Source organism: Chryseobacterium sp. Tr-659, from assembly GCF_011752975.1.
Classification (GTDB): domain Bacteria; phylum Bacteroidota; class Bacteroidia; order Flavobacteriales; family Weeksellaceae; genus Chryseobacterium.
This window is the reverse complement of sequence record NZ_VWWP01000003.1, coordinates 201049-224230: the sequence shown is the minus strand read 5'-3', so window position 1 is coordinate 224230 and position 23182 is coordinate 201049. Positions and strand designations below refer to the sequence as shown.

Sequence of the window (23182 nt, the reverse complement as noted above, 5' to 3'; positions counted from 1 at the left end):
TTTAAATAAAAACGGATGCAGTTTATCTCTATTGCTTTTTCCCTTTTTTTTGCTGTTACTTTCGGGCTTTATTGGTTGTTCAACAAAGACCTGAAAATACAGAATATCCTGCTGCTGATCTCAAGTTATATTTTTTATGGCTTCTGGGACTGGCGGTTTTTAGCTCTTCTGATCGGAAGTTCTGCTATTGCATATTATTTAGGATTTAAAATCGGAGAAAATCAAGGTAGAAAAAGAAAGTTGTATTTAAACCTGGGTTTGATCCTGGCGATAGGAACTCTCTTCTATTTTAAATATTTTGGCTTTTTCATTGATTCCTTTGCCGGCCTGTTTAAGATCAAGAATACCATTACATTAAACATTATTCTTCCATTAGGAATAAGCTTTTATACTTTCAGAATCGTAAGTTACTTTTTGGACATTAAAAATAACAAATTGAAACCTGAAACAGATGCTTTGGCATTTTTCAATTATATTGCTTTTTTTCCAAGTATGACTTCCGGTCCCATTGATAAGGGAGGACTGCTCCTGCCCCAATTAAAAAAGGAAAGGATCTTTACCGCAGAATCCGGGGCAGATGCTGCAAGGCAGATCTTATTAGGTGCATTTAAGAAAGTAGTTGTAGCCAATAGTATTAGCCCCATCACACAAGGTATTTTTCAAAATTATGAACACCTTTCAGGAAGTACAGTAGCTTTTGGTGCCATTCTTTTTCTTTTCGAATTGTATGCGGATTTTTCAGGATATTCTGATATGGCAGTAGGTTTCGCCAGACTTTTAGGATTTAAGAATACAAAAAATTTCGCTTTTCCTCTTTTTGCCCAGAATATTGCCGAGTATTGGAGGAAGTGGCATATATCACTTACTTCCTGGCTTACGGAATATGTTTTCACTCCATTGGTTATTCAATTCAGAGATTATGGAAAAAAAGGGTTAATTGCTGCAATTATTCTGAATTTTGTTCTGATAGGAGCATGGCATGGGCCAAGATTTACTTTTGTATTATTCGGGCTGCTTCATGGGATCTATTATATTCCTTTGATTATAAAAGACAAGCTTAATAAAAAGAAGAAGATTTCAGGTGCCATTCCTACTTTTGGAGAATTAGGAAATATACTGCTGACGATGTTAATGGTTTGTTTTGCACTCATCCTTTTTGCTGCTCCGGATCTGAAGTCTGCTTTCGGGATGTACGGAAAAATATTCAGTCTCTCTATTTTTACGGTTCCACAGTTTATTAAGATCAAAATTATAGGGTTTATTGGTATCCTGATACTGATTGACTGGCTGAATAAAGATTATGAGCATGGCCTTGCCGTAGCCCGTTTAAATCCGCTGATAAGAAGAAGTCTGTATGTTTTTCTGATTCTTATGATTATGTATTTCGGTGCATTTTCCAACGGCAGTTACATCTATGAACAGTTTTAATATGAAAGAATTCCTATTTAAAATATCATTTTACATCATTGGAATAGCAGCTGTACTGTTATTTCTGGGATCTTATGCTGATGGAAATACTGATGATAATTATATGCATTTTGCCGTTAAAAAGCCGCATAATATCATTCTGGGAGATTCCAGAGGCGCGCAGGGAATTGTTCCGGAGGTACTCAAAACCAAACTTTCCGTACCTTTTGATAACTTTTCACTAAATATTGGTGATTCACCTTACGGCCAGGTTTATCTTAAAGCGTTAAAAAGAAAACTTGATCCTGATACCAAAGATGGAATTTTCATTGTAACCGTCAGCCCATGGAACCTTTCACTCAATGAATTGATTCCTAATGAAGAAGATTTTCCAGAAAAAAGATCCCCTCTTAATAATATGTATTTTTATGACTGGACGTATAATTACGAATACTTATTGAAGAATTATACAAGAAGCTGGTTTAAAATCTATATGGAACGAGAGTCTGCAGTAGGCAGATCCAACACATTTCTTCATAAAGATGGGTGGATGGAAGTGAATGTAAATATGCACAAAGACTCCATAGCTGCCAGAACAGCAAAAAAAACCAGAGAGTATGAAGTTCAGGAAAGGAAAAACTATTATTTGTCCCCGCAACGGTTGGCAGCCCTTAATGAGATCATCGGATTTCTAAGAACAAGGGGAAGAGTCTGCCTGGTTCGTATCCCAACATCTAAAAATCTGACTGATATTGAAAACAGAAAATTTCCACAATTCAAAAAGATAATACAGGACATCTCTCACAAGCAGAATGTAAAATACTACGATTTCTCTGAAGATTTTTATAAATATGTATACACAGATGGAAATCATATGTATAAAGAATCCGGTAAAAAACTGACTTCACGGATTGCCGATTCACTCAAATCCTTCAGGAAAAATTAGAACACATCTTTTCTGAAGTTAATATTATAAACTCCGGAACGTATACTAGGATAATCAATAACCGCATATTTTAAAATCATCCCCCATTTTTCTAATGCAGGGGCATTGGCTATCTGAAAGCTTCTGTACATTCTTTTGATATGGAGTTTTACATCATCAGGGAGCGCACTCTCGGTATTGGCCCAGTCATTCACTTCTTTCCATAAAAGAATTCTGGTGGTGGCAGGATTGGTTTTTTTAGACTCTACCTGTGTTATTCTGTTGTCTTCATGTACACCTCTCATGGCAATAGCCTGATTTAAAATTCCGGGATAAAGATCCAGATAATAAGATAATCGGAATAAAAACTCCGTATCCTGATGCAGCCTTAAACTTGATTTAAACAAAATTTTCATTTTATTCACCAGGGAACTCCTGCGTACTGTTAATGTGTCTATGCTGAATAAGCCGAAACTTCCCAGCATAAATATCTGCCCTTTAAGAACATCTTTGGGAGGGTGCTGTTGATAAACGGTAGTCAGTTTATCCTGAAATAAGGGGTAAAATTGTTCTTTTGCCTTTTCAGAATAATAATGAACTCCCAGAGCACCATATACGCCTTCTACTTCAGGGTTTTTAAAAAGTTCCTTTTCTGCGTCAAATCTGTTCGGGAGATAATAATCATCGGCATCCAGAAACGCAATAAAATCACCGGTAGCTTTCTCTATTCCCAGATTTCTTGTAGGGCCGGCACCATGATTTCCTTTATCAGGATGTTGGTAAAGCTTTACTCTGTCGTATTTTTCAGTAAGCTGCTGACAGACCTGAAGGGCATTGTCGGGAGATTGATCTTCCACGAGGATAACCTCATATACTTCATCAAAACGGAGCGCAGATTCTACCGCCTGTGAAACATATCTTTCTGCGTTGTAAACGGGAATTACTACTGAAATTTTCATTATTTGCTTATTAAATTTTTTTCATTTGTGTGTAAGAAAACCCTTGCAATATAGTCAAATTGTAAACTTAAGGATGTCTTTTTGCTGTTAAAAAGCAGAATGTAATATCCGGGAGTCTTATTCTCAATATGCAACTGGTGGTCTGTTCAGGTCAGTTTTTGGATCAGAGAATGCCGGAAATTGATATTATAAAGCCCGGATCTGATACTTTTGTAATCTGTGAAGAGATATTTTACAATCATACTCCATTTCTTGATGAAAGGAGCTTTAGCAATCTCAAAACTTCGATGCATTCTTTGGATATGGATCTGTATTTCCTCCGAAGTATCTTTTTCCCCTTGGTACCAGTGGTTAAGCTCTTTCCATAGTAATGATCTTGATATGGCAGGATCTATTTTACGAGAATCCACCTTGGTAATTCTGTTTTGCTCATGTACGCCGCGCATAGCTACAGCTTCATCAATATTTCCCGGGTAAAGGTCAAGATAATAGGATAAACGGATCAGAAATTCAGTATCTTCATGAAGTTTCAGATGTGATTTGAATAAAGGATTTATTTTATTAAGTAAAGTCTCTCTTCGCACAGTAAGGGTATCCACGCTGAAATGCCCAAAGGTTCCCAGCAGATGCAGCTGACCTAAAAAAACATCTTCAGGAGCGTATGTTTTGTAAACCGTTGTAAGTCTGTTTCCAAATAAATGATAATATTGTTCTTTGGCCTTTTCAGTGTAATAGTGTACTCCTAAGGCACCATAAACTCCCTCCACTTTTGGATTTTTAAAGAGCTCTTTTTCTGCTTCAAATCTATTGGGAAGATAATAGTCATCTGCATCCAGAAACGCAATAAAATCACCGGTTGATTTTGTGATGCCTAAATTTCTGCTTGGGCTCGCTCCATGATTTTTTTGATCAGCATGCTGATAATATACCACTCTTTCATGTTTCTCAGCAAGCTGCTGGCATACCAGTAATGAGTTGTCGGGAGACTGGTCTTCAATAAGAATGACTTCATACACCTCGCTAAACTGAAGAGCAGATTCTACTGCATGTGAGACATATTTTTCTGCATTATAAACGGGAATAACTACTGAGATCTTCATTTCCACTTTGCCTTTTCAATAAATTATCTGTATCGTGTTTTATAAATTGCCTTTCAATCCGAAATTTAAGCTTTTAATTTAATTTTCAAATACCCAGTTATCCTTTTTTCTACGAAATGATACAGAAATGCAGCGAGAGCAATTACAATTATTATTTTAAATATAAAAAAAGGAATATTCAGATATCCATCTACCTTGAATCTCCTGAAAAAGATTTCCACAAAAGGATGGGAGAGATAGAGAGAGTAGGAAATATCACCCAGAAAAATTAAGAACTTATTTCCTTTAGCCCGGAACGTATAGTCCAGTAATAAAAATGAAAATACAAATAAAGAGACGATCACCAAGGTAAGGATCGTATTTGTTATGTTAATAATTCCAACTAAAAACAATATAAAAACTCCAATTCCTGTAATGGAAATCAAAGCAGCCCAGGTTTTATTGATGGAAACCCGGTTCAATAAGAGGGCAAATAAAATTCCCGTTATAAAATATAAATTCAGATGACTGGTAACCATTTGAAGATAAGCACTGTCAGAAGGAAATAGCATTCCTGTAATAAACGTCAGTATAAAAAAGCCGATAATGAAGAGATACCGTTTCCTGTTAAAGAAAAGAGAGAGCCCAAATATCAGATAAAAAAACATTTCATAATTAAGAGACCAGCCTAAATACAGTACGGGAAATGTATCTTTTTGAGGGAGAAACGAGATCGAATGGATGAGCCTTTCGAGTCCTTCACCATGAAAATAGCTCATGAAATTTCTGCCAATAATCATCCATGCAAGCGTCAGCAGAAAGTATAAAGGAATAATTCTGATTATTCTTCTTTTATAAAATAATGTGATCTCCTTTGATGTATTGATGCTGAAATCCTTTTTCTGTGTTGTAAACGCCATAATAAACCCGCTGATCACAAAAAATATATTCACACCTATGCTGCCTTTTCCAAATAAAATACGGCCCAGATGGAGGTTTTCAAAATTAATATATTCTGAAAAATGAAACCCGCAAACCATCAGTGCAGAGATTCCTCTTAATATTTGAAGGTTGTTCAGTTTCATGAATGAGTATATGTAAATCTGTATTTTGTTTTTAAAATATCCGGATTTTTAAGAATGGCTCCCAATAAACCTAAAGTCTTGGAGAAACCTTTCTTTACAGATAGTTCAAATGCCTTTTTCTGAAGATAAATATGCTGCGCGGCATCTGTTTCTAATGGTAAAGATTTAGACCATTCGTATAGAGAATTCCAGAAAAGATTCTGTCTTTGATTGTACTGCTCGGAATATCTTACAATTTTTGTAATTCTATTGTCATCATGTATCCCTCTCATGGCAACAGCATGATCAATAATACCAGTTTTCAGATAACATAGATACGCTAGCTTAATGATGAAATCTGAATCCTGATGCACGCGAAGGATTTTATTAAATCTTAATTGATGCTGTTCAATAGAAGCCTTTCTGACGGTTAATGCATTCAGGTGGAAAAATGTACCGAAAGTTTTCGGTGTAAGCCCCAAAAGCCCTCTGAAAACTTCTTTGCCTTCAGCAGGGTAGTTGACAGTAGTAAGAGTACTGTCACTAAATTTAGACTGAAATTCCTGTTTGCCTTTTTCGGTAAGATATTCAACTCCGACAGCGTTGAATACTCCATCTATTTTAGGGTCGTTAAACATTGTTTTTTCCGCATCAAATCTGTTCGGGAGATAATAATCATCTGCATCTAAAAATGTGATGAAAGTACTGGTGGATTTTTCGATTCCCAGGTTTCTTGAAGCAGCTGCACCATGATTTTCTTTGTCAGGATGCTGATATAATTTTACTTTAGAATGTTCATTGGCGAGCCTTTTACAAATCTCCAGAGAATGATCGGTAGATTTATCTTCCACCAGAATAACTTCTCTTACTTCTTCGAACTGCAATGCCGAAAGTACTGATTTTTCTAAAAAATCAGAAGCATTATATACAGGAATGATGACGGAAATATCAAGCATTATAATACAGATTGGTTATTATGGGCCCAAAGGGAAAGCTGTAACAGGTTCCAATGTTTATGATCTTTGTTCAGAAACTTTTGAGCTGCATTAAAATCGATATAGTTGAAAACTTTCTGATTAGGATCTCTTAAAAGCTGATCAGATAACCTTATCAGGTTTTCTTCATCAAACCAGCTTTTAACGCTTAAACCAAAGCCTTGTTTATGACGGTTTCTGATGGTGTCTGTCCAATACTGCCCCATGGTTTCACGAAGGATGATCTTGTCATTTTCATTATTCAGTTTCAGCTGTTCGGGAAGCTGAATACAAAATTCTGCGAAATCAATATCGAGAAATGGAGTTCTTACTTCCAGAGAATTGGCCATAGCCATTCTGTCAGATTTAACCATCATATTTCCAGGAACGTAATTTTCCAGATCAACTCTCATGATATCATTCAAAGAATCAGGATTGGGGGTAAAGCTGTATTCCTGATGATAATCTGCAGAAACTCCCAACATTTTACGTTCTTCCGCACTAAAATCATTTCTTACCGAATTTAGGTGAAAATCCAAAATAGAAGAATACTTCAGATTGTTTTGAGTGATAAATGAAACCGGCTTTACCTTCTTATAAAGATTGAGTCCGAATTGGGCAATAATATTTTTATAGCTAAAATGGTTTCTCAGCTTATTTTCAGCGGTGTAAAAATGATATCCTCCGAATAATTCGTCTCCTACATCACCGGAAAGAGCAACTGTAAGGTTTTTCCTTGCGTTTTTGCAGATCTCATAATGCGGAAGATATGAAGTGTCTGCAAAAGGTTCGTCAAAGAAGGGAGAAACGCTCAGTAAAGATTCAGCCAAATCTTTTTTTTGTTCATGAACTTCTATATGATCAGTCTTGTATTTGTCTGCAATCTCTTTGGCAAATCTGAGCTCACTATCTTTGTGATCATATCCAAAGCTGATGGTAGTTTGATGAGGTAAAAACTCATTTACAAGAGCCACTATAGATGAAGAATCTAAGCCTCCGCTTAGAAAGCTTCCCACCTTTACGTCTGCAATAAGCTGTTTCTTTACTGCATTTTTTAATAAATACATGAACTCTTCTTTAGCATCAGACAGACTGATAACCCTGTCTTTTGCCGGAAGGCTGTAATAGCGGGAAACGATTATTTTCCCGTCTTTCCAGATCAGCTGATGAGCAGGCGGAAGTGTGAATATATTGCTGTAAATGCTTTGGTAGGAACTTACATATCCGTATTGTAAATAATTGGAAACAGCTTCAGGATTTACTTTGGGCTGAATAAGGCCTGTGGCTAAAATAGCTTTGATTTCCGAAGCAAAAATGAACTCATTATTATTTCCGATGGCATAATAAAATGGCTTTTCGCCGAAACGGTCTCTGGCACAGAACAATTGCTGTCTCTGATCATCCCAGATGGCAAATGCAAACATTCCCGGAAGATCATGGATGAGGTTTTCCTGTTTTCTCTGATACATGGCAAGAATAACTTCCGTATCGGAACCACCATGATAAGGGTATTCAGCATATTGTCTCTTAATATCCTGATATCCGTAGATCTCACCATTCAGAACAATGCATTCATTTTTTGTATTAGAGAACATAGGCTGCTTGCCATTTTCAGAAAGATCGATAATGGAGAGTCTGCGGTGGCCTAATGCGGCATTTTCATAAAATTCATAATGGGAAGAATCCGGGCCGCGATGAACCATAACATCCGTCATTTTTTGAATTTCCTCCTGATAATTTTGGGCATTTCTACTTATAATTCCGGCTATTCCACACATAATATTTTAGTTTTCATCATTAATTCTCATTTTTTGGATAGGCTAATTTACAACAGATTAAGGAAAGTACTGCCTGTCCGGGCTGCGCTGTTCTTTAAATCTGTCAGCTTTTGTTCTTCTCCGGAAATCTTTTTGAGTTTCCGGGACAGCCTTTTATAGTGGCTGATGTTTCCGGTTATAAGATTTTTAATCATACTTTGCTTAAGCGCTTTTTTTTCCAGACTCAATCCATTTTTTATTCCGGGATTCATAATATGGGTTTCAATGCGCAGATCCGGATATTTTTTCAGATCTATTTTATGAAGTTTTTGAACTCCATCATGTACTGCTTTGCTATTGGGAACAAGCAGTGTTTTCTTTTGGTGAAAGTGAATACGATTTACATATTCTACATCTTCACCATAATGAAAGAAGTAAGGATTGAAACCTCCTACGGATTCAATTGTTTTTTTAGGTAAGAGCCAATGTGCAGCATTAATAAACTGTACTTCATAAAAAGGTTTTACACTTTGAAAATAGAGATCAGAAATTAATCTCGTTTCAAAATTGAGTGCAATGTATTTATCAAGGAAGATATCCAGTTTTTTTTCACTTCCGTCCACGTGCATTGGGCTGATAATGCCTATTTCGTCCTTATTTTCATAATTGTTATAAACATCCAGTAATTTCTGAAGGCTGTCCTCATAAAGCCACGCATCCTGATTCATCAGATAGAAGAAATCAGCGCCTTCCCGATATGCCTTTTCTATTCCCATATTATTGGCTTTACCAAAGCCTAAATTGGCATCCGACTGTGTAAGATCTACTTCAGGGAAGTGATGTAAGATATAGTCTTGAGTTCCATCTGTAGAGCCATTGTCAATAACAATACACCGCAGAGGAATTGAAGACTGCCTTAAACTGGTAAAGCATCTTTCTGCCCATTTCATGGCATTGTAGGTAACAATAATAACAAAGACTTCAGGCATTGTGTAAAAGCTTTTGAAGGGATTAATTATCTGGTAAAGGTATATTTTATAATTTTTAGTAACTGGATAATTCCTTTGCTGGCGTTTCCTGAAATTGAAAAGCGCTCGGCAATTGCTGCATAGAGCTTCCTGTTAAATATAGGAGACACAAATTCTTTTTCATAATAATATTTATTAATCAGCTGGTCCAGGGTAGTCAGAATCTGCTGGTCGGCTCTTTTATCATGATTGACTCTTTTGATATTTTTAAAAATATCTATGGATGTACGATATTGTTTCTCGAACTCCAGTGAACTGAAAACTCCGCCGCTGTGCAGTCTGTAAACTCCTATAACTTTATTGAAGCTTCTTCCTTTTCCAAATTCAAGAAGATGATAGAAGTAATACAGATCTCTGTAATTAGGGTAAACATCAATCCATTTCATATCCATAAACTTCTTTCTGATAAGATAGGTGAATGTTTGCGTGGGACGCTGTACAAAGAAACTATCCTGTGTAAAGTCAATAAAACTCTGATCTTTATACATGAGGTCTTTTCCGTCATCCGTTAATTTATTTTCCTCCTGGTGAAGCAATAGATTTCTTGCAGTAACCATTACATATTCCGGATTGGCTTCCAGGAAATCGTGCTGAAACTGAAGCTTTTCCGGATCTGTCCAATAATCATCCCCTTCACAATATGCTAAATATTTTCCTTTTGCCTGGGTAAATGCAAATCTTTGATTTTCTACAAACCCAATATTCTTCTGATGCTTAAAGTATCTGATTGTATCCGGGAAACGGGCAGCATATTCTGCAATAACGGTATCAGAATCATCGGGGGAGTTGTCGTTGCAGATGATCAGTTCGATAGGGAAATCTGTTTTCTGGGAAAGCACACCTTCAATAGCCTGCCTGAGATAGGGGGCATGATTGTAGGTAAGCATAATTACAGATATTTCTTTATTCATTGATTAGTAATGAAATTGGTTAATAAGAGAGGGAGATAATGTCCTTGAACTTCAATTCTTTTTATACGTTTAAGTTAATAAAGGCTGCTCCTTTGTTTTTGAGAATTGCTCTGGAATTTATGATTTCTGCAAATCTGCTTTTCTGATACTGATATTCTTTAAAAATCTGTAACGCATTTGAAAACCTGCCCATCATAGTTTGTTTAATGATATCAGGAATAAAATCTTTTTTAAAGATTTGTCTGTTGAATTCAAAATTTGGATTCAGGTAACGTTGCTCCCGCTGTACTCTTTTCGCATTAAGATGATTCGTTTTATTAAAATCCTGTTTACCATCATGAACAACATGGCTTCCTGTGCACACCTGTATTCTTTTCTTAAAAAATTCAATTCTCTGCACATATTCATAATCTTCGGAATAATGAAAGAAGTAAGGATTAAAACCTCCGACTTCTTCAATGGTTTTTTTAGGCAGAAACCAGTGGGCTGCATTTACGAAATCTACTTCATAAGATACTTTTAGCTGGTGATTAAAGCTGTCTGAAAATATTCTGTTAACAGCGGTGTTTCTGGCCAGGTATCTTTCGAAAAAGATATCAAACTTTTTCTCGCTTCCATCCAGATGCATAGGGCTTAGGATTCCGATCTGGTCTTTGTCCGGATCATTGTTATATACATCCAGTAATTGCTGAAAGCTGTCTTGATAAATCCATGCATCCTGATTCATCAAATAAAAGAACTCTGCACCTTTTCGGTAAGCTTTTTCTATTCCCAGATTATTGGCTTTACCAAAACCCAGATTTTCAGTAGATTGTATGAAATCAACTTCCGGGAATTTTTGCCTTATATACTCCTGGGTTCCGTCCGTAGAGCCGTTATCAATGACAATACATTCTACCGGAACTGAGGAATGCCGTAAACTGGTAAAGCATTTTTCTGCCCACTTCATTGCATTATAAGTCACAATAATAACATGTATACTGCTCATCTTAAATATACTTTCGGGTTAAAGACTGCAGATAACTTTCGGGGCTTATTCCTGAAAAGAAGTTGAGGATTTCTTCTTCAAAATCCACTTTGTAGAAGTCACCTTCATTCACTTCTGAATAAAATGCTTTTTGATGTGTCTGTTCTTCAAGAGCTGCAATAATTTCTTTTAGATCAAAATTATAGGGAAAAGAAAAATTAATAACTTTATTATGAATAGATAAGCAGTGTAATTCTAAAAATTTAGATATGTCTTCTATATCCAGAAGCAATCTTTTAGCTTTAAGGTGCAAAGCAAATGTGTTTTTATGAGTTATTTGTGTTTTGAGAAAGTTAAAAAGAGTATTAGGATTCCCACCATGTCCCACAATATTTCCTATTCTTAAGATTAAAAAATTCTCAATATTATTCTTTATATATTCTTCAATATTCTTTTTATAAATGACATAGGGACTTTTTTGCTTAGATTGATCATGAATACTCAACGTAGAAAAATAGATGAACTTTTTTTCTTTATGTTGTTCATAAGTTGTTTTTAAAAGAGAAAATTCTCTCTCAAACTCTGAATCTCTCGTTTCTAAAGAATTTGAAACTCCTGATGCAAAATATAATGTATCGTTTGTATCAATATCTTTTAATGCATTAGCAATTAGCCCTGTTCCTATAATCATATTGTGTCAGATTTTCTTCACGATGGCAGTGAAAGTAATAAATTTAGTTTTAAAAATTTGTGTTTGTCTTGTTATTAATGCTTTTGTGGTATCTAATATATTGAAAATACTTTTTTATAATAGCAAGATGGTCATTAAAATTAAGTTTTTTAGGATAAAACTTTAGCGTCAATGCAATACTTTTTTTATTGACAGGATAATACTTAAAGTAGTTATATAAGAAGCCCAGAAAAGCTTTTTTTTCCGTTTCTGAGTCATTTTTTTGTTGGAAGCCCGAATCAATATTTTGTTTTACTAAAATATTATTATCCAGCCAAACTTTATCCGGATTGCCTTTCGAAAAATGCTCTATAAGAATATCATCAATAACATAGTTCTGAAATTTTTTGGATACCCTTAGGCTCAGATCCAGATCATATCCATGAAAACCCTTAAGAATAGACTCGTTAAATTTAAATAGAAGATAATTTACTTTCTTGATTGCCATAAAAACTCCGTCTACTGCAAAAACTTTTTCTCTGTTTCTTTTTGTTGTATGAATTGGAACAGATTCTGTACTGTTTTTATCTCCCTGTAGTATATTTACAACATTATATTTTTCTGAAACGGTCCAGCTTGAAGGAGCAGAAGGAACGTATGATGATCCGGCAACTCCTACAATTCCTGTATTTTCCTTATCTAAATGTGAAATAAGCTGGGGTCCCCAGTTTTCTGTTTTGAACAGAATATCTTCATGAATAAAAAGCAGATAATCAAATTGTGCCTTTTGAGCTCCTTTATTATATGCTTCACAAATCCCCATTAATCCAGGATTATCAACTTTGATAATTTCATAGGGTACACCAATAGTTTCCGCTATATTTTTTTCGAGAGCGGAAAAATATTTTGGAAGATAGGAAGAGATAATTATGGAGACCATTTTTTACAGTAAGCTATCAATTATTGTGAAAATCTTTCCAGCCAGTTTTTTATCAGAATATTCATTTTCCAGCCTGTGGTGAATATTTTTGCCATAGGTTTCTCTCAAGCTGGAGCTCTGCATCAATACATTCACTTGTGCTGCCATTGCATCCAAATCGAGATATGGAACAAGAACGCCGTGATCATTTTCTAAAAACTCTACAGCACCGCCACTTTTTTCAAAAGCTACAATTGGTTTTTTTAGTTTCGCTGCGGTGAGCATCACGAGAGGAAAAGGATCTTCACGTGACATTAAAATAAAGACATCAAAAATATTGATGTAGTCATTGGGGGTTTTATTATGATCAATAAAAATCATATTATTTTCTACTCCTAATTTTTCAGCATCCAGTTTTGCACATCTTACCGCAGGGCTTTTTGAATGACCACCCAGATTGATGAATTTAAATTGAAGATCGGTTTTCTGCTTTATTTTCTGAACCAGCATTGGGATCATATCTGTTCCTTTTCTTAATTCCTGGGAACTTGCAATTCCAATAATTAGTTCATCTTTTTTTATACCCAGTTCATTTCTTAAAATACTTTTGTCTTTTTGGATGGTAAGAACGGTGTCCACAAAAGAATGTACGGCAGTTACCTTTTGAGGGCTGGCATTGTACTTAGAGATGAGGTTGTCTGCAACGGCTTGTGAACCGGCAATAATCTGCGTGATATTTGAAATGTTTTCTAAAACAAATTCTTTAGGATAAGTACTCTCAATGCCAAAACTCAGCTCATGAATGGCAACAATTGTAGGAATATTTTTTTTATAAAAAGGAAGAGTCCAGACCAGAGACTCCATTGTATTTCCATAAACCAGATCGTAGTTGTTTTCCAGAAGGTTACTGGTGATTTTATCAATTTTGTCTTGTTGAGTCTCTGTTTTCTTGAATATTAAAGACTGAATTCTTTTTAAATTTCTTTTTAAAAACGAAAAGGATTGCAGATGGTAATGAGCTACTACAATATGATTGGGTACTCTTGCAAATTCTTCATATAATTCTCCACCTCTGATCAATAAAACATCAATGATATAGTTTTTCTTTTCCTGTTGTAGTCTTTTTATTAAATCTAAAACAAGAATAGGGGCGCCTGATAAAGAGGCTTCGTGAGAAATGAATAATATTTTTTTTGTATTCATTTTAAAGAGATTCAGAAATTAAATTTTGATTATTTTTTATGATTGTGTTTGAAGGAACGGATTGATGGATCACACAGCCGGCACCAATAACGGAGTTGTCTCCTATAGTAACTCCTTTTAATATAACAGCATTACTTCCAATCCAGCAGTTTTTACCAATTTTAATAGGTTTTCTTGTATATTCATCTTTCTCTACGACTAGATTTTCACTCTTGCTGATTACATGATTGTGATCATACAATCTTACGCCTTCACCAAAAATAGTATCATCTCCGATTTCAATTTTATCTAAGCAATTAATTGAACAATGATTATTAAAGAAGACCCCGCTCCCAATTTGAAGAGAAGCATTTGGAAATACTAAAATACTGCCATATTCCCGCATTAAAAAATTTTCGCCAATGGAAATGTTTCCTAATTGATTGTTCTCTCCTTTGAAAATTTCCGCATTTTTTGGAGAAAAACTGGTGTGAATGCTGACATTAGATCTTGAAATGAATACATTCCATTTTTCCTGTTTTTTTCTTTTTTCATTATTCTCAATAAGAGCAATGATTTTTTTTGCAAAGTTGTTTTTTAATCGTGTGAGCATTTTAGAAAAATTTATATTTCAGATAATATAATTTTACAGGTAAACCATACTTTAAACAGAAACTGAGCCAATATTCTTTACCCTTATACTGAGAATACTTTTCAGAAACTTTTTGAATTTCCTTCTTATCATTAGAAGTTATATAGATCTTTTTAATGTCATTATTTATTTTCGTTTTATTTTCAAGATCATTATCGTATTTTAATCTTAAAAGAATTTCTTCTACAAAAACAATTCTTTCTTTTATTTTTGAAATATTTTCACCATGTTTTCTATGATAAGCTAAATTTTCGGGAATGAAATCAATGAAATAATTTTCGTTAATTCTAAGCCATCTGTCATAATCCTCAATAAGAATATTTTTATCATAGGGTCCGGTTTCCAGCAATATCTTTCTTTTCATCAAAGTTGCTAAAGCCGGAATGAAATTCATTTTTTTTAATGTTTTTTTAAATTGATTTTCATCTTTATAAAAACTTATATCATCAAGATAGCTGATTAGGCTTTTATTTTCTTTAATAATAAAACAATTAGAGAAAACCATTCCGAAACGATCGTCTTTTTTCTCTAAAGAAGCTACACTTTTTTCAAGAAATTCAGGGTGGAAATAGTCGTCAGCAGCGATAATGTTTACATATTTTCCTTCTGCCAGTTCAATACATTCATTAAGTGTGGCTGCAAATCCTTTATTAATTTCGTGAAAGTTGGTTTTTGCATGAATATTATTTTCTTTCAGCCAGTTTTTTGTGATTTCTACAGAATTATCAGGAGAAGCATCATCAGCAACAATAAGCTCCCAGTTTTTATAGGTCTGGTTTTTAATGCTGTTTAAACACTCAGCAATGAATTCTGAGTGTTTGTAAGAGACAACGATAAAACTTACCAAAGGACTTTCCATTAAAACTTGTTTAATAATTCTATAATTTTTGTTACCTCCTCAGCTTCCATTACAGGAGAAATGGGCAGGCTCAATACTTCCTGGTGAATTTTTTCACTTATAGGGAAAGACTGTGTATTCCATTCCTTATATGCTTCTTGTTTATGAGGAGGAATTGGATAATGAATTAAAGTCTGTATACTATTTTCTGTAAGATAGGTTTGAAGTTCTTCTCTTTTTTCAGTTCTGATCAAAAAGATATGCCATACATGTTCACTTTCATTTTCAGGATTTTCAGGAAGAATGATTTTGGGATTTGAAATTTCGCTGATATATCGTCGTGCTACTTCCCTTCTGATTTCATTTTCCTCATCTATATATTTTAATTTAATTTCTAAAATAGCAGCCTGAATTTCATCGAGTCTGGAATTTAACCCTTGATAAATATTGACATATTTTTTATTTGAGCCATAGTTTGCTAAAGCCCTGATTGTTTTTGCCAACTCTTCATCATTGGTTGTAATGGCTCCGGCATCTCCCAAAGCCCCGAGATTTTTTCCGGGATAGAAACTAAACCCTGCTGCATCTCCTAAATTTCCTGTTTTTATACCATTCCATTCACCTCCTATAGCTTGGGCATTATCTTCAATGATTTTTAAATTATATTTTTGAGCAAGATTCTTTAATTCTTGGGAGAAAACAGCTCTTCCGTAAAGATGAACAATTAATATTGCTTTTGTTTTTGAAGTGATTTTTTCTTCAATTTTTGAAATGTTAATATTGTATGTTGTGATTTCCGGTTCTACCAGAACAGGGACTAGTCCATTGTCTGAAATAGCAAGAATAGAAGCAATATATGTATTGGATGGGACAATTACTTCATCGCTGGTATTCATAATACCCATCTCAATATAAGCACGTAAAATAAGGCGCAAAGCATCCAGTCCATTGGCAACTCCAATAGCATGGTGTGTTCCTATATAAGATGCCAGATTTTGTTCAAAACTGTTAAGCTCTTTCCCCATAAGATACCATCCGGATTGGAAAACCTGTAGAAGTTTTGCTTCTATTTCTTCCTGATGCTTAAGATTAATTTTTTGTAAATCAAGGAACTTAATCATGAGAATAAATTTTTTATTTTTTTGTTTAAAGGTTTTTCTATCACTTCATAAGCAAAAATACTAGCGATAAGTGTAATGAAAAACATTGTTAGAGCTAAAAGGGTACCATTAAGATAAATCCCTCTTAATCCGTTATATTTAATTGTATAAGTTATGACTAAATAATGTATCAGATAAAATGCAAAACTTATTTCACCCAAATATACAAACCATTTCCAAGAAAGAAACTTAGTTACCCAGGTTATGTTTCTTTCCGAAATAAAAGACTGAGCAGAGCTTAGAATAATTAAACACATAGGCAGCCAATAATAAACCGAAAACCTATAGCTGATAGGCAAATTTTTATGGAATATGAAAAAAAATCCTAAAATAATATAAGCACTGATTTCAAAAACAGAAAATGTAGTTTTACTTATCACTATTTTCTTATTTTTAAAATGAAGCGCAACATCAAATAAGAAAATTCCTAAAATGAAATCAAAAACTCTTATTAAAGGCGAGATATAAAGCCAATAATGGGTTCTTTCTTCAGGTAAAAAAATATTTAACATAAGTATTAATACTATAAACAGTATTAATAAGGCTATTTTAAATATTCTTTTTAATTTAAAGCTTACTCCAATTAAAATAGGGAATAGAGCATAAAAAAACATTTCATCAGAAATGCTCCATGAAGGGGCATTGTAAGAGAAAAAAACACTTTGATCGGGAATATAACTTTGAATAAGAAAAATATTATAAAGCAATATTTTAAAACTGCTGAATAATGCTGGTATAGAAACCACCATGGTTACAAGATATAATGGATAAATCCTGGCAAATCTTGCGACATAGAATTTTTTTAAACTTATCTTTTTATCTTTAAACTTATCTCTATAATTTAAGGCCAGAATAAACCCACTCAAAATAAAAAAGAAACTGACACCTAAAAATCCTTCTGAAAATATATTCTCAAAAATACCTGAGTATCTTTTATCTTCTTTTAGGTATGACAAGTGGCTTAAAAAGACAAAGAAAGCAAAAAAGAATCTTAAAGAAGTTAGGGGTTTAATCATTTTTCAAGAATTCATCATCTAAAAATTGATACGTATTACCTTCCTTATCGGTCATATTTAAATCTAGTATTTTTCCTTCAGATGTAATGTAGCCCGTGTGTTTCGCAGGATTTCCAAACCATACTGTGTGGGCGGGGATATCCTTAGTTACTACGCTTCCTGCACCAATCAAAGCATTTTTTCCAATAGTATTCCCTGCAATGATTGTGGAATTTGCTCCAATAGAAGCTCCTTTCATTACCAGGGTTTTACTAAACTCTAGGGGGTATTGTTTTGAACGAGGGATAAGATCGTTTGTAAAAGTTACATTGGGTCCTATGAATACATTATCTTCTAGGGTTACTCCATCCCAAACCTGAACACCTGGTTTTATAGTAACATTATTTCCAATGATGACATCATTTTCGATAAAAACATTGCAGTTGATATTGCAGTTACTGCCAATTTTTGCGTTTTTAAGAACTACACAAAACTGCCAGATCATGGTGCTGTTTCCAATGTTATCAGTTTGAACATCAGCTAGGTTGTGTATTTTATAATTCATTTTGTATTTTTAGAAAAGTGTCGTAGTCTCTTACATAATCTTTCTCATTGTAATGATGAGAAGCCAAAACCAAACAAATAGCACCGGAAGAAAAATTAATCTCCGAAGCCCAAATTCCGGGAGGAATGTGTAAGCCAATATCAGGACGGTTAAGAAAGACTTGTCTTTTGAACTTTCCATCATCAAGAGAGACTTCAAAGCTTCCGCTTGCTGCAATTAAAAATTGATGACATTCTTTATGAGAGTGAGCTCCACGACTCTCTCCTCCTGCAATGTCATAAAGATAAAAGACTCTTTTCACCTCAAAAGGAAAGCTGGAATTTTCAACTACGGTTAGATTTCCTTCGTCGAAACCTATTTTACCAAGATCAATCACGCTACAATCAAATACTGAAATGTTATCTTTCATCTGTAAGCTGTTTAAATATTTCGAAATCTCTTATATAGTCCTTCTCATCGTAAGATTTATCTGATACAATAAGTGCGAGAGAATTGGTTGAAAAATTTTCAAGTCTTCTCCAATACATTTTAGGAATATATAATCCGTAGTAAGAGCGGTTTAATGAATAAACCTTTTCTTCCTTACCATCATGAATTACCACATCAAAACTTCCGGACAATGCAATGATAAATTCTTGTTGCTCTTTGAAAGCATGACTTCCTCTTAGCTCTCCACCCGGAACATCATAGATCCAGTATGTTCTTGCTATTTCAAAAGGAAGCTGGTTGGGGTGCTCAAAAAAAGAAAGATTTCCCCGCTTGTCATATATTTTTGGAAGCTGTATTATTTGTGGTATCATGGTGTCTGTAATTTATAATCAAAATTCGGTCTGGTAATTCCAGGATAAATGTGAAGCTTGCTGCCTACTTTTACATTTTCAACTTCAAAGCCTACGAAATTATCAATCCCAAATAATACTTCCGATTGATTTTTTCCGAATATCAGTTTGAAATAATAATTTCCCGCATTAATCAGCCCGGCCGGAATATCAAATTCTACTGTATAATCTCCTGTCTTGGAATCTTCGTTCTCCGTAACAAGTTTTCCTACGTGGAAGATGATGAGCTCTTCATAATTTCTTAATTCAAAAGTAGTATCCAGATTAATATTTGGGCAATTATTCTGGAAAACCAGCCTTACCCGTATTCCTGAATCAATATCTATCAAATTTCCTTGAATAGGATTAACTGAGAATTCTTTTATTCTAATATTTTCGTTTCCTAATGCATCGTTAATGTTTCCATTAAAATAATAAGAACTGACTTTTGTGCTGTTTTTTTGATATTCAATAATGGTACTGAGCATATCTCCTTCATAGGCAAGAGTTCCTTGGTTTAGAAGAATACCCTTGCTGCAAAGTTCTTTTACAGCAGTCATATTATGGCTTACAAAAAGAATTGTTCTTCCTTCACCTTTGGTTACATCTCCCATTTTTCCCAGACATTTTTTCTGAAAATCCGCATCTCCTACAGCCAATACCTCGTCTACAATCAGAATTTCTGATTCTAAATGTGCAGCAACTGCAAAAGCCAATCTTACATACATTCCTGAAGAATATCTTTTTACAGGGGTATCAATATATCGCTCCACTCCTGAAAAATCTACAATTTCATCAAATTTACGTTTGATTTCTTTCCTGGTCATACCCAGAATTGCTCCATTTAGGAAAACATTCTCACGTCCTGTCATTTCAGGATGGAAGCCTGTTCCTACTTCCAGTAAAGAGGCAATTCTCCCGTTGGTATATATTTTCCCGGTAGTGGGTTTGGTGACCTTGCTTAAAAGCTTTAATAATGTAGACTTTCCGGCACCGTTTCTTCCGATAATTCCTACAGCATCTCCCTGTTCAATTTCGAAATTGATATCACGGAGAGACCATACATAGTCTGAATTGCCTTTAGAAGTTCTGTCATTAACTTCACCAATTTTCAGATAAGGATCCTCTTTTCCTCTTACTTTATGCCAGAACCTGTTGAGATCATGAGATAAAGTACCGGTTCCCACTTCACCCAGACGATATTGTTTTGATATGTTTTCTGCTTTTAAAGCTAACATGTTGTAATGTTTTTAAATTTTTATTCTAGTGTTTTAAGTTCAGTGATACAGTTTATACCGTGTCCATAAAGGTTTTTTCAACTTTGTTGAAAGTAACAACTCCCACAACCAGAAGAAATAAAATAATAATAGTGCTGAAAACCAGCATCACAGGAGAAAAATCTCCTACTCCCAGCCAGCCATACTTAAAACACTCAAAAATGCCAGTCAGCGGGTTGAATTCTGCTAGCTTTTTGAAATATCCCGGTAACATAGACACAGGGTAAATAACCGGGGTAGCATACATATATAACGTAATACCAAAGGCTAATAGCATGCTTAAATCTTTATACTTTGTGGTAAGTGCTGAAAAAATCATTCCTACGCCCAGCGCAAACAAAGCCATCAGTAAAAGTAAAAATGGAGTAGCTAGTATCCATAGATTAGGTGTAATTTCATTATTGATCAGATAGTAAGCCCACACGATAAGAAATAAGATAAACTGAACACTCAATCGCATAAGGTTTGAAATAACAATTGAAATAGGGGTAACCAGTCTAGGAAAATAGACCTTTCCGAAAATATTGGCATTTCCTGTAAATGTAGCTGATGTACCCAGCAAAGATCCCGAAAAATAGTTCCATAAAGTAACCCCGGAAAGATAGAATATAATGCCCGGAGCTCCATCTGTAGGAAGCTTTGCAAATCTTCCAAAAATAATCAGATAGGTAATGGTAGTAAAAATGGGATTAATAAAAAACCAGATCGGTCCTAAAATAGTTTGTTTGAAACTTGATATGAAGTCTCTTTTTACAAACATATAAATAAGATCTTTATACCTCCATACTTCTTTGAGTTTTAAGTCAAATAAAGAATGATTGGCCTCAATCGTTTCGGTCCACTTTTGTTGTGGTTCATTCATTTGTGTAAGTTTTTACAAATTTATAATAATTAATTCTTACCATATCTTCTGATTTTTGAATTTTATTTCACATAAAACTAAAAAACAACAACTAATATATTGATATTTGTTATTATGAACAAAAACTATTGGCTGTGAAGCCAATAGTATAAGAATTCTATAAATTAAATCTATTATTTGCCGATAAGTTGTTTCAGATATTCACCATAACCGCTTTTACCATATTTAGCGGCTGTTTCCAGAAGTTTTTCTTCATTGATGAATTTATTTCTGAATGCAATTTCCTCAATACAGCCAATTTTAAATCCCTGTCTCTTTTCAATAACGCTTACAAATTCTGAAGCATCATGAAGAGAATCAAAAGTTCCTGTATCCAGCCATGCTGTACCTCTGTTCAGAACAGCAACTTCAAGCTTTCCGTTGCTTAGATATACATTGTTAATATCAGTAATTTCAAGCTCTCCTCTTGCAGAAGGTTTGATGTTTTTGGCAATCTCCACTACGTTGTTGTCATAGAAATATAAGCCCGGGACAGCGTAATTTGACTTAGGCTTCAATGGCTTTTCTTCAATGGAAACAGCCTTCAGGTCTTTGTCGAACTCCACAACGCCGTATCTTTCCGGATCTGCTACGTGGTATGCAAAAACAACCCCTCCATCCGGATTCGTTTTGTTCTTTAGTAAAGTCCCCATTTCGGAACCATAAAAGATATTGTCTCCCAAAACAAGGGCTGCAGAATCATCGCCGATAAATTGGTCTCCTAAGATGAAGGCTTGTGCCAAACCGTCCGGGCTTGGCTGTACTACATATTCTATATTACAGCCGATCTGAGATCCGTCTCCCAGAAGCTTAACAAATCCGTCCTGATCATGAGGTGTTGTGATGATAAGGATATCCTTGATTCCTGCTAAAAGAAGCGTGGAAAGAGGATAGTAGATCATAGGTTTATCATAAACAGGCATTAGCTGCTTACTGACTGCGATAGTTAGAGGGTAAAGTCTTGTTCCGGATCCTCCGGCTAATATTATTCCTTTCATTTATTTTGCGGTTTGCGCTGGTTGTCGTTTGTGTTGTAAGTTTTTTTTGTTTTTAGCTGTATTGTTTATTGTAATACTCCTGATAATTTCCTGAAGTTACATTTTCCAGCCATTCTTTGTTTTCAAGATACCATGCGATGGTTTTTGCTAATCCTTCTTCGAAAGTTACGGATGGTTTCCAGCCTAAGTCTTTATTTAATTTAGAAGCATCAATAGCATAACGCTTGTCGTGTCCCGGTCTGTCTTTTACAAAGGTGATAAGCTTTTCAGAATATCCTTCCGGCTTTCCTAATTTGGCATCCATCTGCTTGATCAGTTCCTTTACAAGATCGATGTTCTGCCATTCGTTAAAGCCTCCAATGTTGTATGTTTCTCCGGTTTTAGCTTCGTTAAATATCTGATGGATCGCTTTGGCGTGATCAATTACAAAAAGCCAGTCCCTCGTATATTTTCCGTCACCGTAAATTGGTAAAGGTCTTTCGTTGATGATATTCGAAATACAAAGCGGGATAAGCTTTTCAGGGAAATGGTTCGGTCCGTAATTGTTTGAACAGTTAGATATGATGAATGGCATCCCGTAAGTGTTTCCATAAGCTCTTACCAGATGATCGGAAGCGGCTTTTGAAGCAGAGTACGGAGATTGGGGATCATAAGATGTCGTTTCTAAAAAGAAGCCTGTTTCCCCTAAGCTGCCATATACTTCATCAGTAGAAACATGATAAAATAAATTGTTTCTTTTTTCATCAGGGAATCTGCCATGCGTATGATCAGGATTCAATGTCCAGAATTCCTTACACAGATTAAGAAGATTAGCTGTCCCGTTTACATTGGTATTGATGAATGCCATCGGATCCGTAATACTTCTGTCTACATGGCTTTCTGCTGCCAAATGCACTACCGCATCAGGGTTGTATTTTTCGAAAACTTTTCTAAGTTCTTCAGGCTGGGTGATGTCTGCTTTTTCGAAAACATAATTAGGCTCATTTTCAATATCCTTTAAGTTCTCCAGATTTCCGGCGTAGGTAAGAGCATCAAGGTTAATGATGGTAACGTCCGGATTGTTTTTTACAAATTCTCTTACCACATGAGAGCCGATAAAACCGGCACCCCCTGTAATGATAATGTTTTTCATGTAT

General features: G+C 34.8%; 24 protein-coding genes. 2 read left to right on the top strand and 22 right to left on the bottom strand.

From position 1 onward, the window contains the following. Positions 1-15: 15 nt before the first annotated feature. Positions 16-1428 carry an MBOAT family O-acyltransferase gene (locus tag F3J23_RS08650; RefSeq protein ID WP_167027080.1) on the top strand — a complete coding sequence of 471 codons (1413 nt, stop codon included), beginning with the start codon at positions 16-18 and terminating at the stop codon, positions 1426-1428. A gap of 1 nt (position 1429) precedes the next feature. Continuing rightward, entirely contained in the window at positions 1430-2353 is a 924-nt protein-coding gene (locus F3J23_RS08645) for a hypothetical protein (RefSeq protein WP_228455300.1), read from the top strand. Here F3J23_RS08645 and F3J23_RS08640 read toward each other — a convergent pair. The 22 genes from F3J23_RS08640 to rfbB all read right to left on the bottom strand — a co-directional run bounded on the left by F3J23_RS08640 (position 2350) and on the right by rfbB (position 23178). Continuing rightward, positions 2350-3291 carry a glycosyltransferase family 2 protein gene (locus F3J23_RS08640; RefSeq protein ID WP_167027074.1) on the bottom strand — a complete coding sequence of 314 codons (942 nt, stop codon included), beginning with the start codon at positions 3289-3291 and terminating at the stop codon, positions 2350-2352. The two genes, F3J23_RS08645 and F3J23_RS08640, sit on opposite strands and share 4 nt — an antisense overlap. A gap of 146 nt (positions 3292-3437) precedes the next feature. Further along, entirely contained in the window at positions 3438-4391 is a 954-nt protein-coding gene (locus tag F3J23_RS08635) for a glycosyltransferase family 2 protein (protein ID WP_167027071.1), read from the bottom strand. 65 nt (positions 4392-4456) lie between these two features. After that, positions 4457-5455 carry an acyltransferase family protein gene (locus tag F3J23_RS08630; protein WP_167027068.1) on the bottom strand — a complete coding sequence of 333 codons (999 nt, stop codon included), beginning with the start codon at positions 5453-5455 and terminating at the stop codon, positions 4457-4459. After that, positions 5452-6390, bottom strand: coding sequence for a glycosyltransferase family 2 protein (locus tag F3J23_RS08625; protein ID WP_167027064.1), 939 nt, complete (start codon positions 6388-6390; stop codon positions 5452-5454). Before F3J23_RS08625 ends, F3J23_RS08630 begins: the two co-directional genes overlap by 4 nt. Further along, positions 6390-8186, bottom strand: a complete 1797-nt coding sequence (gene asnB / locus F3J23_RS08620; RefSeq protein WP_167027061.1) for an asparagine synthase (glutamine-hydrolyzing) — start codon at positions 8184-8186, stop codon at positions 6390-6392. The genes F3J23_RS08625 and asnB overlap by 1 nt, the downstream gene beginning before the upstream one ends. A gap of 47 nt (positions 8187-8233) precedes the next feature. Further along, positions 8234-9154 carry a glycosyltransferase family 2 protein gene (locus F3J23_RS08615; protein ID WP_167027058.1) on the bottom strand — a complete coding sequence of 307 codons (921 nt, stop codon included), beginning with the start codon at positions 9152-9154 and terminating at the stop codon, positions 8234-8236. A 26-nt stretch (positions 9155-9180) separates the two neighbouring features. Further along, positions 9181-10104, bottom strand: coding sequence for a glycosyltransferase family 2 protein (locus tag F3J23_RS08610; protein WP_167027055.1), 924 nt, complete (start codon positions 10102-10104; stop codon positions 9181-9183). Positions 10105-10165: 61 nt separating this feature from the next. Next, a complete protein-coding gene (locus F3J23_RS08605; protein ID WP_167027052.1) occupies positions 10166-11092 on the bottom strand; it encodes a glycosyltransferase family 2 protein in 927 nt (308 codons plus the stop codon). A 1-nt stretch (position 11093) separates the two neighbouring features. Further along, a complete protein-coding gene (locus F3J23_RS08600) occupies positions 11094-11762 on the bottom strand; it encodes a hypothetical protein (protein WP_167027049.1) in 669 nt (222 codons plus the stop codon). Between the two features lie 49 nt (positions 11763-11811). Then, positions 11812-12681, bottom strand: coding sequence for a glycosyltransferase (locus F3J23_RS08595; protein WP_167027046.1), 870 nt, complete (start codon positions 12679-12681; stop codon positions 11812-11814). 3 nt (positions 12682-12684) lie between these two features. Further along, a complete protein-coding gene (locus F3J23_RS08590) occupies positions 12685-13863 on the bottom strand; it encodes a glycosyltransferase family 4 protein (protein WP_167027043.1) in 1179 nt (392 codons plus the stop codon). Position 13864: 1 nt separating this feature from the next. Further along, positions 13865-14455: an acyltransferase gene (locus F3J23_RS08585; protein ID WP_167027040.1), complete on the bottom strand. Its 591-nt coding sequence runs from the start codon at positions 14453-14455 to the stop codon at positions 13865-13867. Between the two features lies 1 nt (position 14456). Continuing rightward, entirely contained in the window at positions 14457-15353 is an 897-nt protein-coding gene (locus F3J23_RS08580; protein WP_167027037.1) for a glycosyltransferase family 2 protein, read from the bottom strand. Next, the gene (locus tag F3J23_RS08575) at positions 15353-16453 is read right to left on the bottom strand and encodes a DegT/DnrJ/EryC1/StrS family aminotransferase (protein WP_167027034.1); all 1101 of its coding nucleotides are present in this window, start codon (positions 16451-16453) and stop codon (positions 15353-15355) included. Before F3J23_RS08575 ends, F3J23_RS08580 begins: the two co-directional genes overlap by 1 nt. Continuing rightward, entirely contained in the window at positions 16450-17508 is a 1059-nt protein-coding gene (locus F3J23_RS08570; protein WP_167027031.1) for an acyltransferase family protein, read from the bottom strand. Before F3J23_RS08570 ends, F3J23_RS08575 begins: the two co-directional genes overlap by 4 nt. Further along, a complete protein-coding gene (locus F3J23_RS08565; RefSeq protein ID WP_228455299.1) occupies positions 17501-17992 on the bottom strand; it encodes an acyltransferase in 492 nt (163 codons plus the stop codon). The genes F3J23_RS08570 and F3J23_RS08565 overlap by 8 nt, the downstream gene beginning before the upstream one ends. Before the next feature lie 49 nt (positions 17993-18041). Beyond that, the gene (locus tag F3J23_RS08560) at positions 18042-18461 is read right to left on the bottom strand and encodes a sugar 3,4-ketoisomerase (RefSeq protein ID WP_167027025.1); all 420 of its coding nucleotides are present in this window, start codon (positions 18459-18461) and stop codon (positions 18042-18044) included. Continuing rightward, complete coding sequence (locus F3J23_RS08555; protein WP_167027022.1) at positions 18451-18852, bottom strand: sugar 3,4-ketoisomerase; 402 nt, start codon at positions 18850-18852, stop codon at positions 18451-18453. Before F3J23_RS08555 ends, F3J23_RS08560 begins: the two co-directional genes overlap by 11 nt. Further along, positions 18849-20108: a polysaccharide ABC transporter ATP-binding protein gene (locus tag F3J23_RS08550; RefSeq protein WP_167027018.1), complete on the bottom strand. Its 1260-nt coding sequence runs from the start codon at positions 20106-20108 to the stop codon at positions 18849-18851. Before F3J23_RS08550 ends, F3J23_RS08555 begins: the two co-directional genes overlap by 4 nt. 52 nt (positions 20109-20160) lie before the next feature. Further along, a complete protein-coding gene (locus F3J23_RS08545) occupies positions 20161-21009 on the bottom strand; it encodes an ABC transporter permease (RefSeq protein WP_167027015.1) in 849 nt (282 codons plus the stop codon). A 173-nt stretch (positions 21010-21182) separates the two neighbouring features. After that, complete coding sequence (gene rfbA, locus F3J23_RS08540) at positions 21183-22046, bottom strand: glucose-1-phosphate thymidylyltransferase RfbA (protein WP_167027012.1); 864 nt, start codon at positions 22044-22046, stop codon at positions 21183-21185. 52 nt (positions 22047-22098) lie between these two features. Beyond that, the gene (rfbB, locus tag F3J23_RS08535; RefSeq protein WP_167027009.1) at positions 22099-23178 is read right to left on the bottom strand and encodes a dTDP-glucose 4,6-dehydratase; all 1080 of its coding nucleotides are present in this window, start codon (positions 23176-23178) and stop codon (positions 22099-22101) included. Between the last annotated feature and the right edge of the window lie 4 nt (positions 23179-23182).

What these genes read in the sequence shown, in the direction of transcription:
- F3J23_RS08650 (WP_167027080.1), top strand. Translation starts at nt 16, where the DNA reads ATGCAGTTTATCTCTATTGCTTTTTCCCTTTTTTTTGCTGTTACTTTC.
- F3J23_RS08645 (WP_228455300.1), top strand. Translation starts at nt 1,430, where the DNA reads ATGAAAGAATTCCTATTTAAAATATCATTTTACATCATTGGAATAGCA.
- F3J23_RS08640 (WP_167027074.1), bottom strand. Translation starts at nt 3,291, where the DNA reads ATGAAAATTTCAGTAGTAATTCCCGTTTACAACGCAGAAAGATATGTT.
- F3J23_RS08635 (WP_167027071.1), bottom strand. Translation starts at nt 4,391, where the DNA reads ATGAAGATCTCAGTAGTTATTCCCGTTTATAATGCAGAAAAATATGTC.
- F3J23_RS08630 (WP_167027068.1), bottom strand. Translation starts at nt 5,455, where the DNA reads ATGAAACTGAACAACCTTCAAATATTAAGAGGAATCTCTGCACTGATG.
- F3J23_RS08625 (WP_167027064.1), bottom strand. Translation starts at nt 6,390, where the DNA reads ATGCTTGATATTTCCGTCATCATTCCTGTATATAATGCTTCTGATTTT.
- asnB (WP_167027061.1), bottom strand. Translation starts at nt 8,186, where the DNA reads ATGTGTGGAATAGCCGGAATTATAAGTAGAAATGCCCAAAATTATCAG.
- F3J23_RS08615 (WP_167027058.1), bottom strand. Translation starts at nt 9,154, where the DNA reads ATGCCTGAAGTCTTTGTTATTATTGTTACCTACAATGCCATGAAATGG.
- F3J23_RS08610 (WP_167027055.1), bottom strand. Translation starts at nt 10,104, where the DNA reads ATGAATAAAGAAATATCTGTAATTATGCTTACCTACAATCATGCCCCC.
- F3J23_RS08605 (WP_167027052.1), bottom strand. Translation starts at nt 11,092, where the DNA reads ATGAGCAGTATACATGTTATTATTGTGACTTATAATGCAATGAAGTGG.
- F3J23_RS08600 (WP_167027049.1), bottom strand. Translation starts at nt 11,762, where the DNA reads ATGATTATAGGAACAGGGCTAATTGCTAATGCATTAAAAGATATTGAT.
- F3J23_RS08595 (WP_167027046.1), bottom strand. Translation starts at nt 12,681, where the DNA reads ATGGTCTCCATAATTATCTCTTCCTATCTTCCAAAATATTTTTCCGCT.
- F3J23_RS08590 (WP_167027043.1), bottom strand. Translation starts at nt 13,863, where the DNA reads ATGAATACAAAAAAAATATTATTCATTTCTCACGAAGCCTCTTTATCA.
- F3J23_RS08585 (WP_167027040.1), bottom strand. Translation starts at nt 14,455, where the DNA reads ATGCTCACACGATTAAAAAACAACTTTGCAAAAAAAATCATTGCTCTT.
- F3J23_RS08580 (WP_167027037.1), bottom strand. Translation starts at nt 15,353, where the DNA reads ATGGAAAGTCCTTTGGTAAGTTTTATCGTTGTCTCTTACAAACACTCA.
- F3J23_RS08575 (WP_167027034.1), bottom strand. Translation starts at nt 16,453, where the DNA reads ATGATTAAGTTCCTTGATTTACAAAAAATTAATCTTAAGCATCAGGAA.
- F3J23_RS08570 (WP_167027031.1), bottom strand. Translation starts at nt 17,508, where the DNA reads ATGATTAAACCCCTAACTTCTTTAAGATTCTTTTTTGCTTTCTTTGTC.
- F3J23_RS08565 (WP_228455299.1), bottom strand. Translation starts at nt 17,992, where the DNA reads ATGATCTGGCAGTTTTGTGTAGTTCTTAAAAACGCAAAAATTGGCAGT.
- F3J23_RS08560 (WP_167027025.1), bottom strand. Translation starts at nt 18,461, where the DNA reads ATGAAAGATAACATTTCAGTATTTGATTGTAGCGTGATTGATCTTGGT.
- F3J23_RS08555 (WP_167027022.1), bottom strand. Translation starts at nt 18,852, where the DNA reads ATGATACCACAAATAATACAGCTTCCAAAAATATATGACAAGCGGGGA.
- F3J23_RS08550 (WP_167027018.1), bottom strand. Translation starts at nt 20,108, where the DNA reads ATGTTAGCTTTAAAAGCAGAAAACATATCAAAACAATATCGTCTGGGT.
- F3J23_RS08545 (WP_167027015.1), bottom strand. Translation starts at nt 21,009, where the DNA reads ATGAATGAACCACAACAAAAGTGGACCGAAACGATTGAGGCCAATCAT.
- rfbA (WP_167027012.1), bottom strand. Translation starts at nt 22,046, where the DNA reads ATGAAAGGAATAATATTAGCCGGAGGATCCGGAACAAGACTTTACCCT.
- rfbB (WP_167027009.1), bottom strand. Translation starts at nt 23,178, where the DNA reads ATGAAAAACATTATCATTACAGGGGGTGCCGGTTTTATCGGCTCTCAT.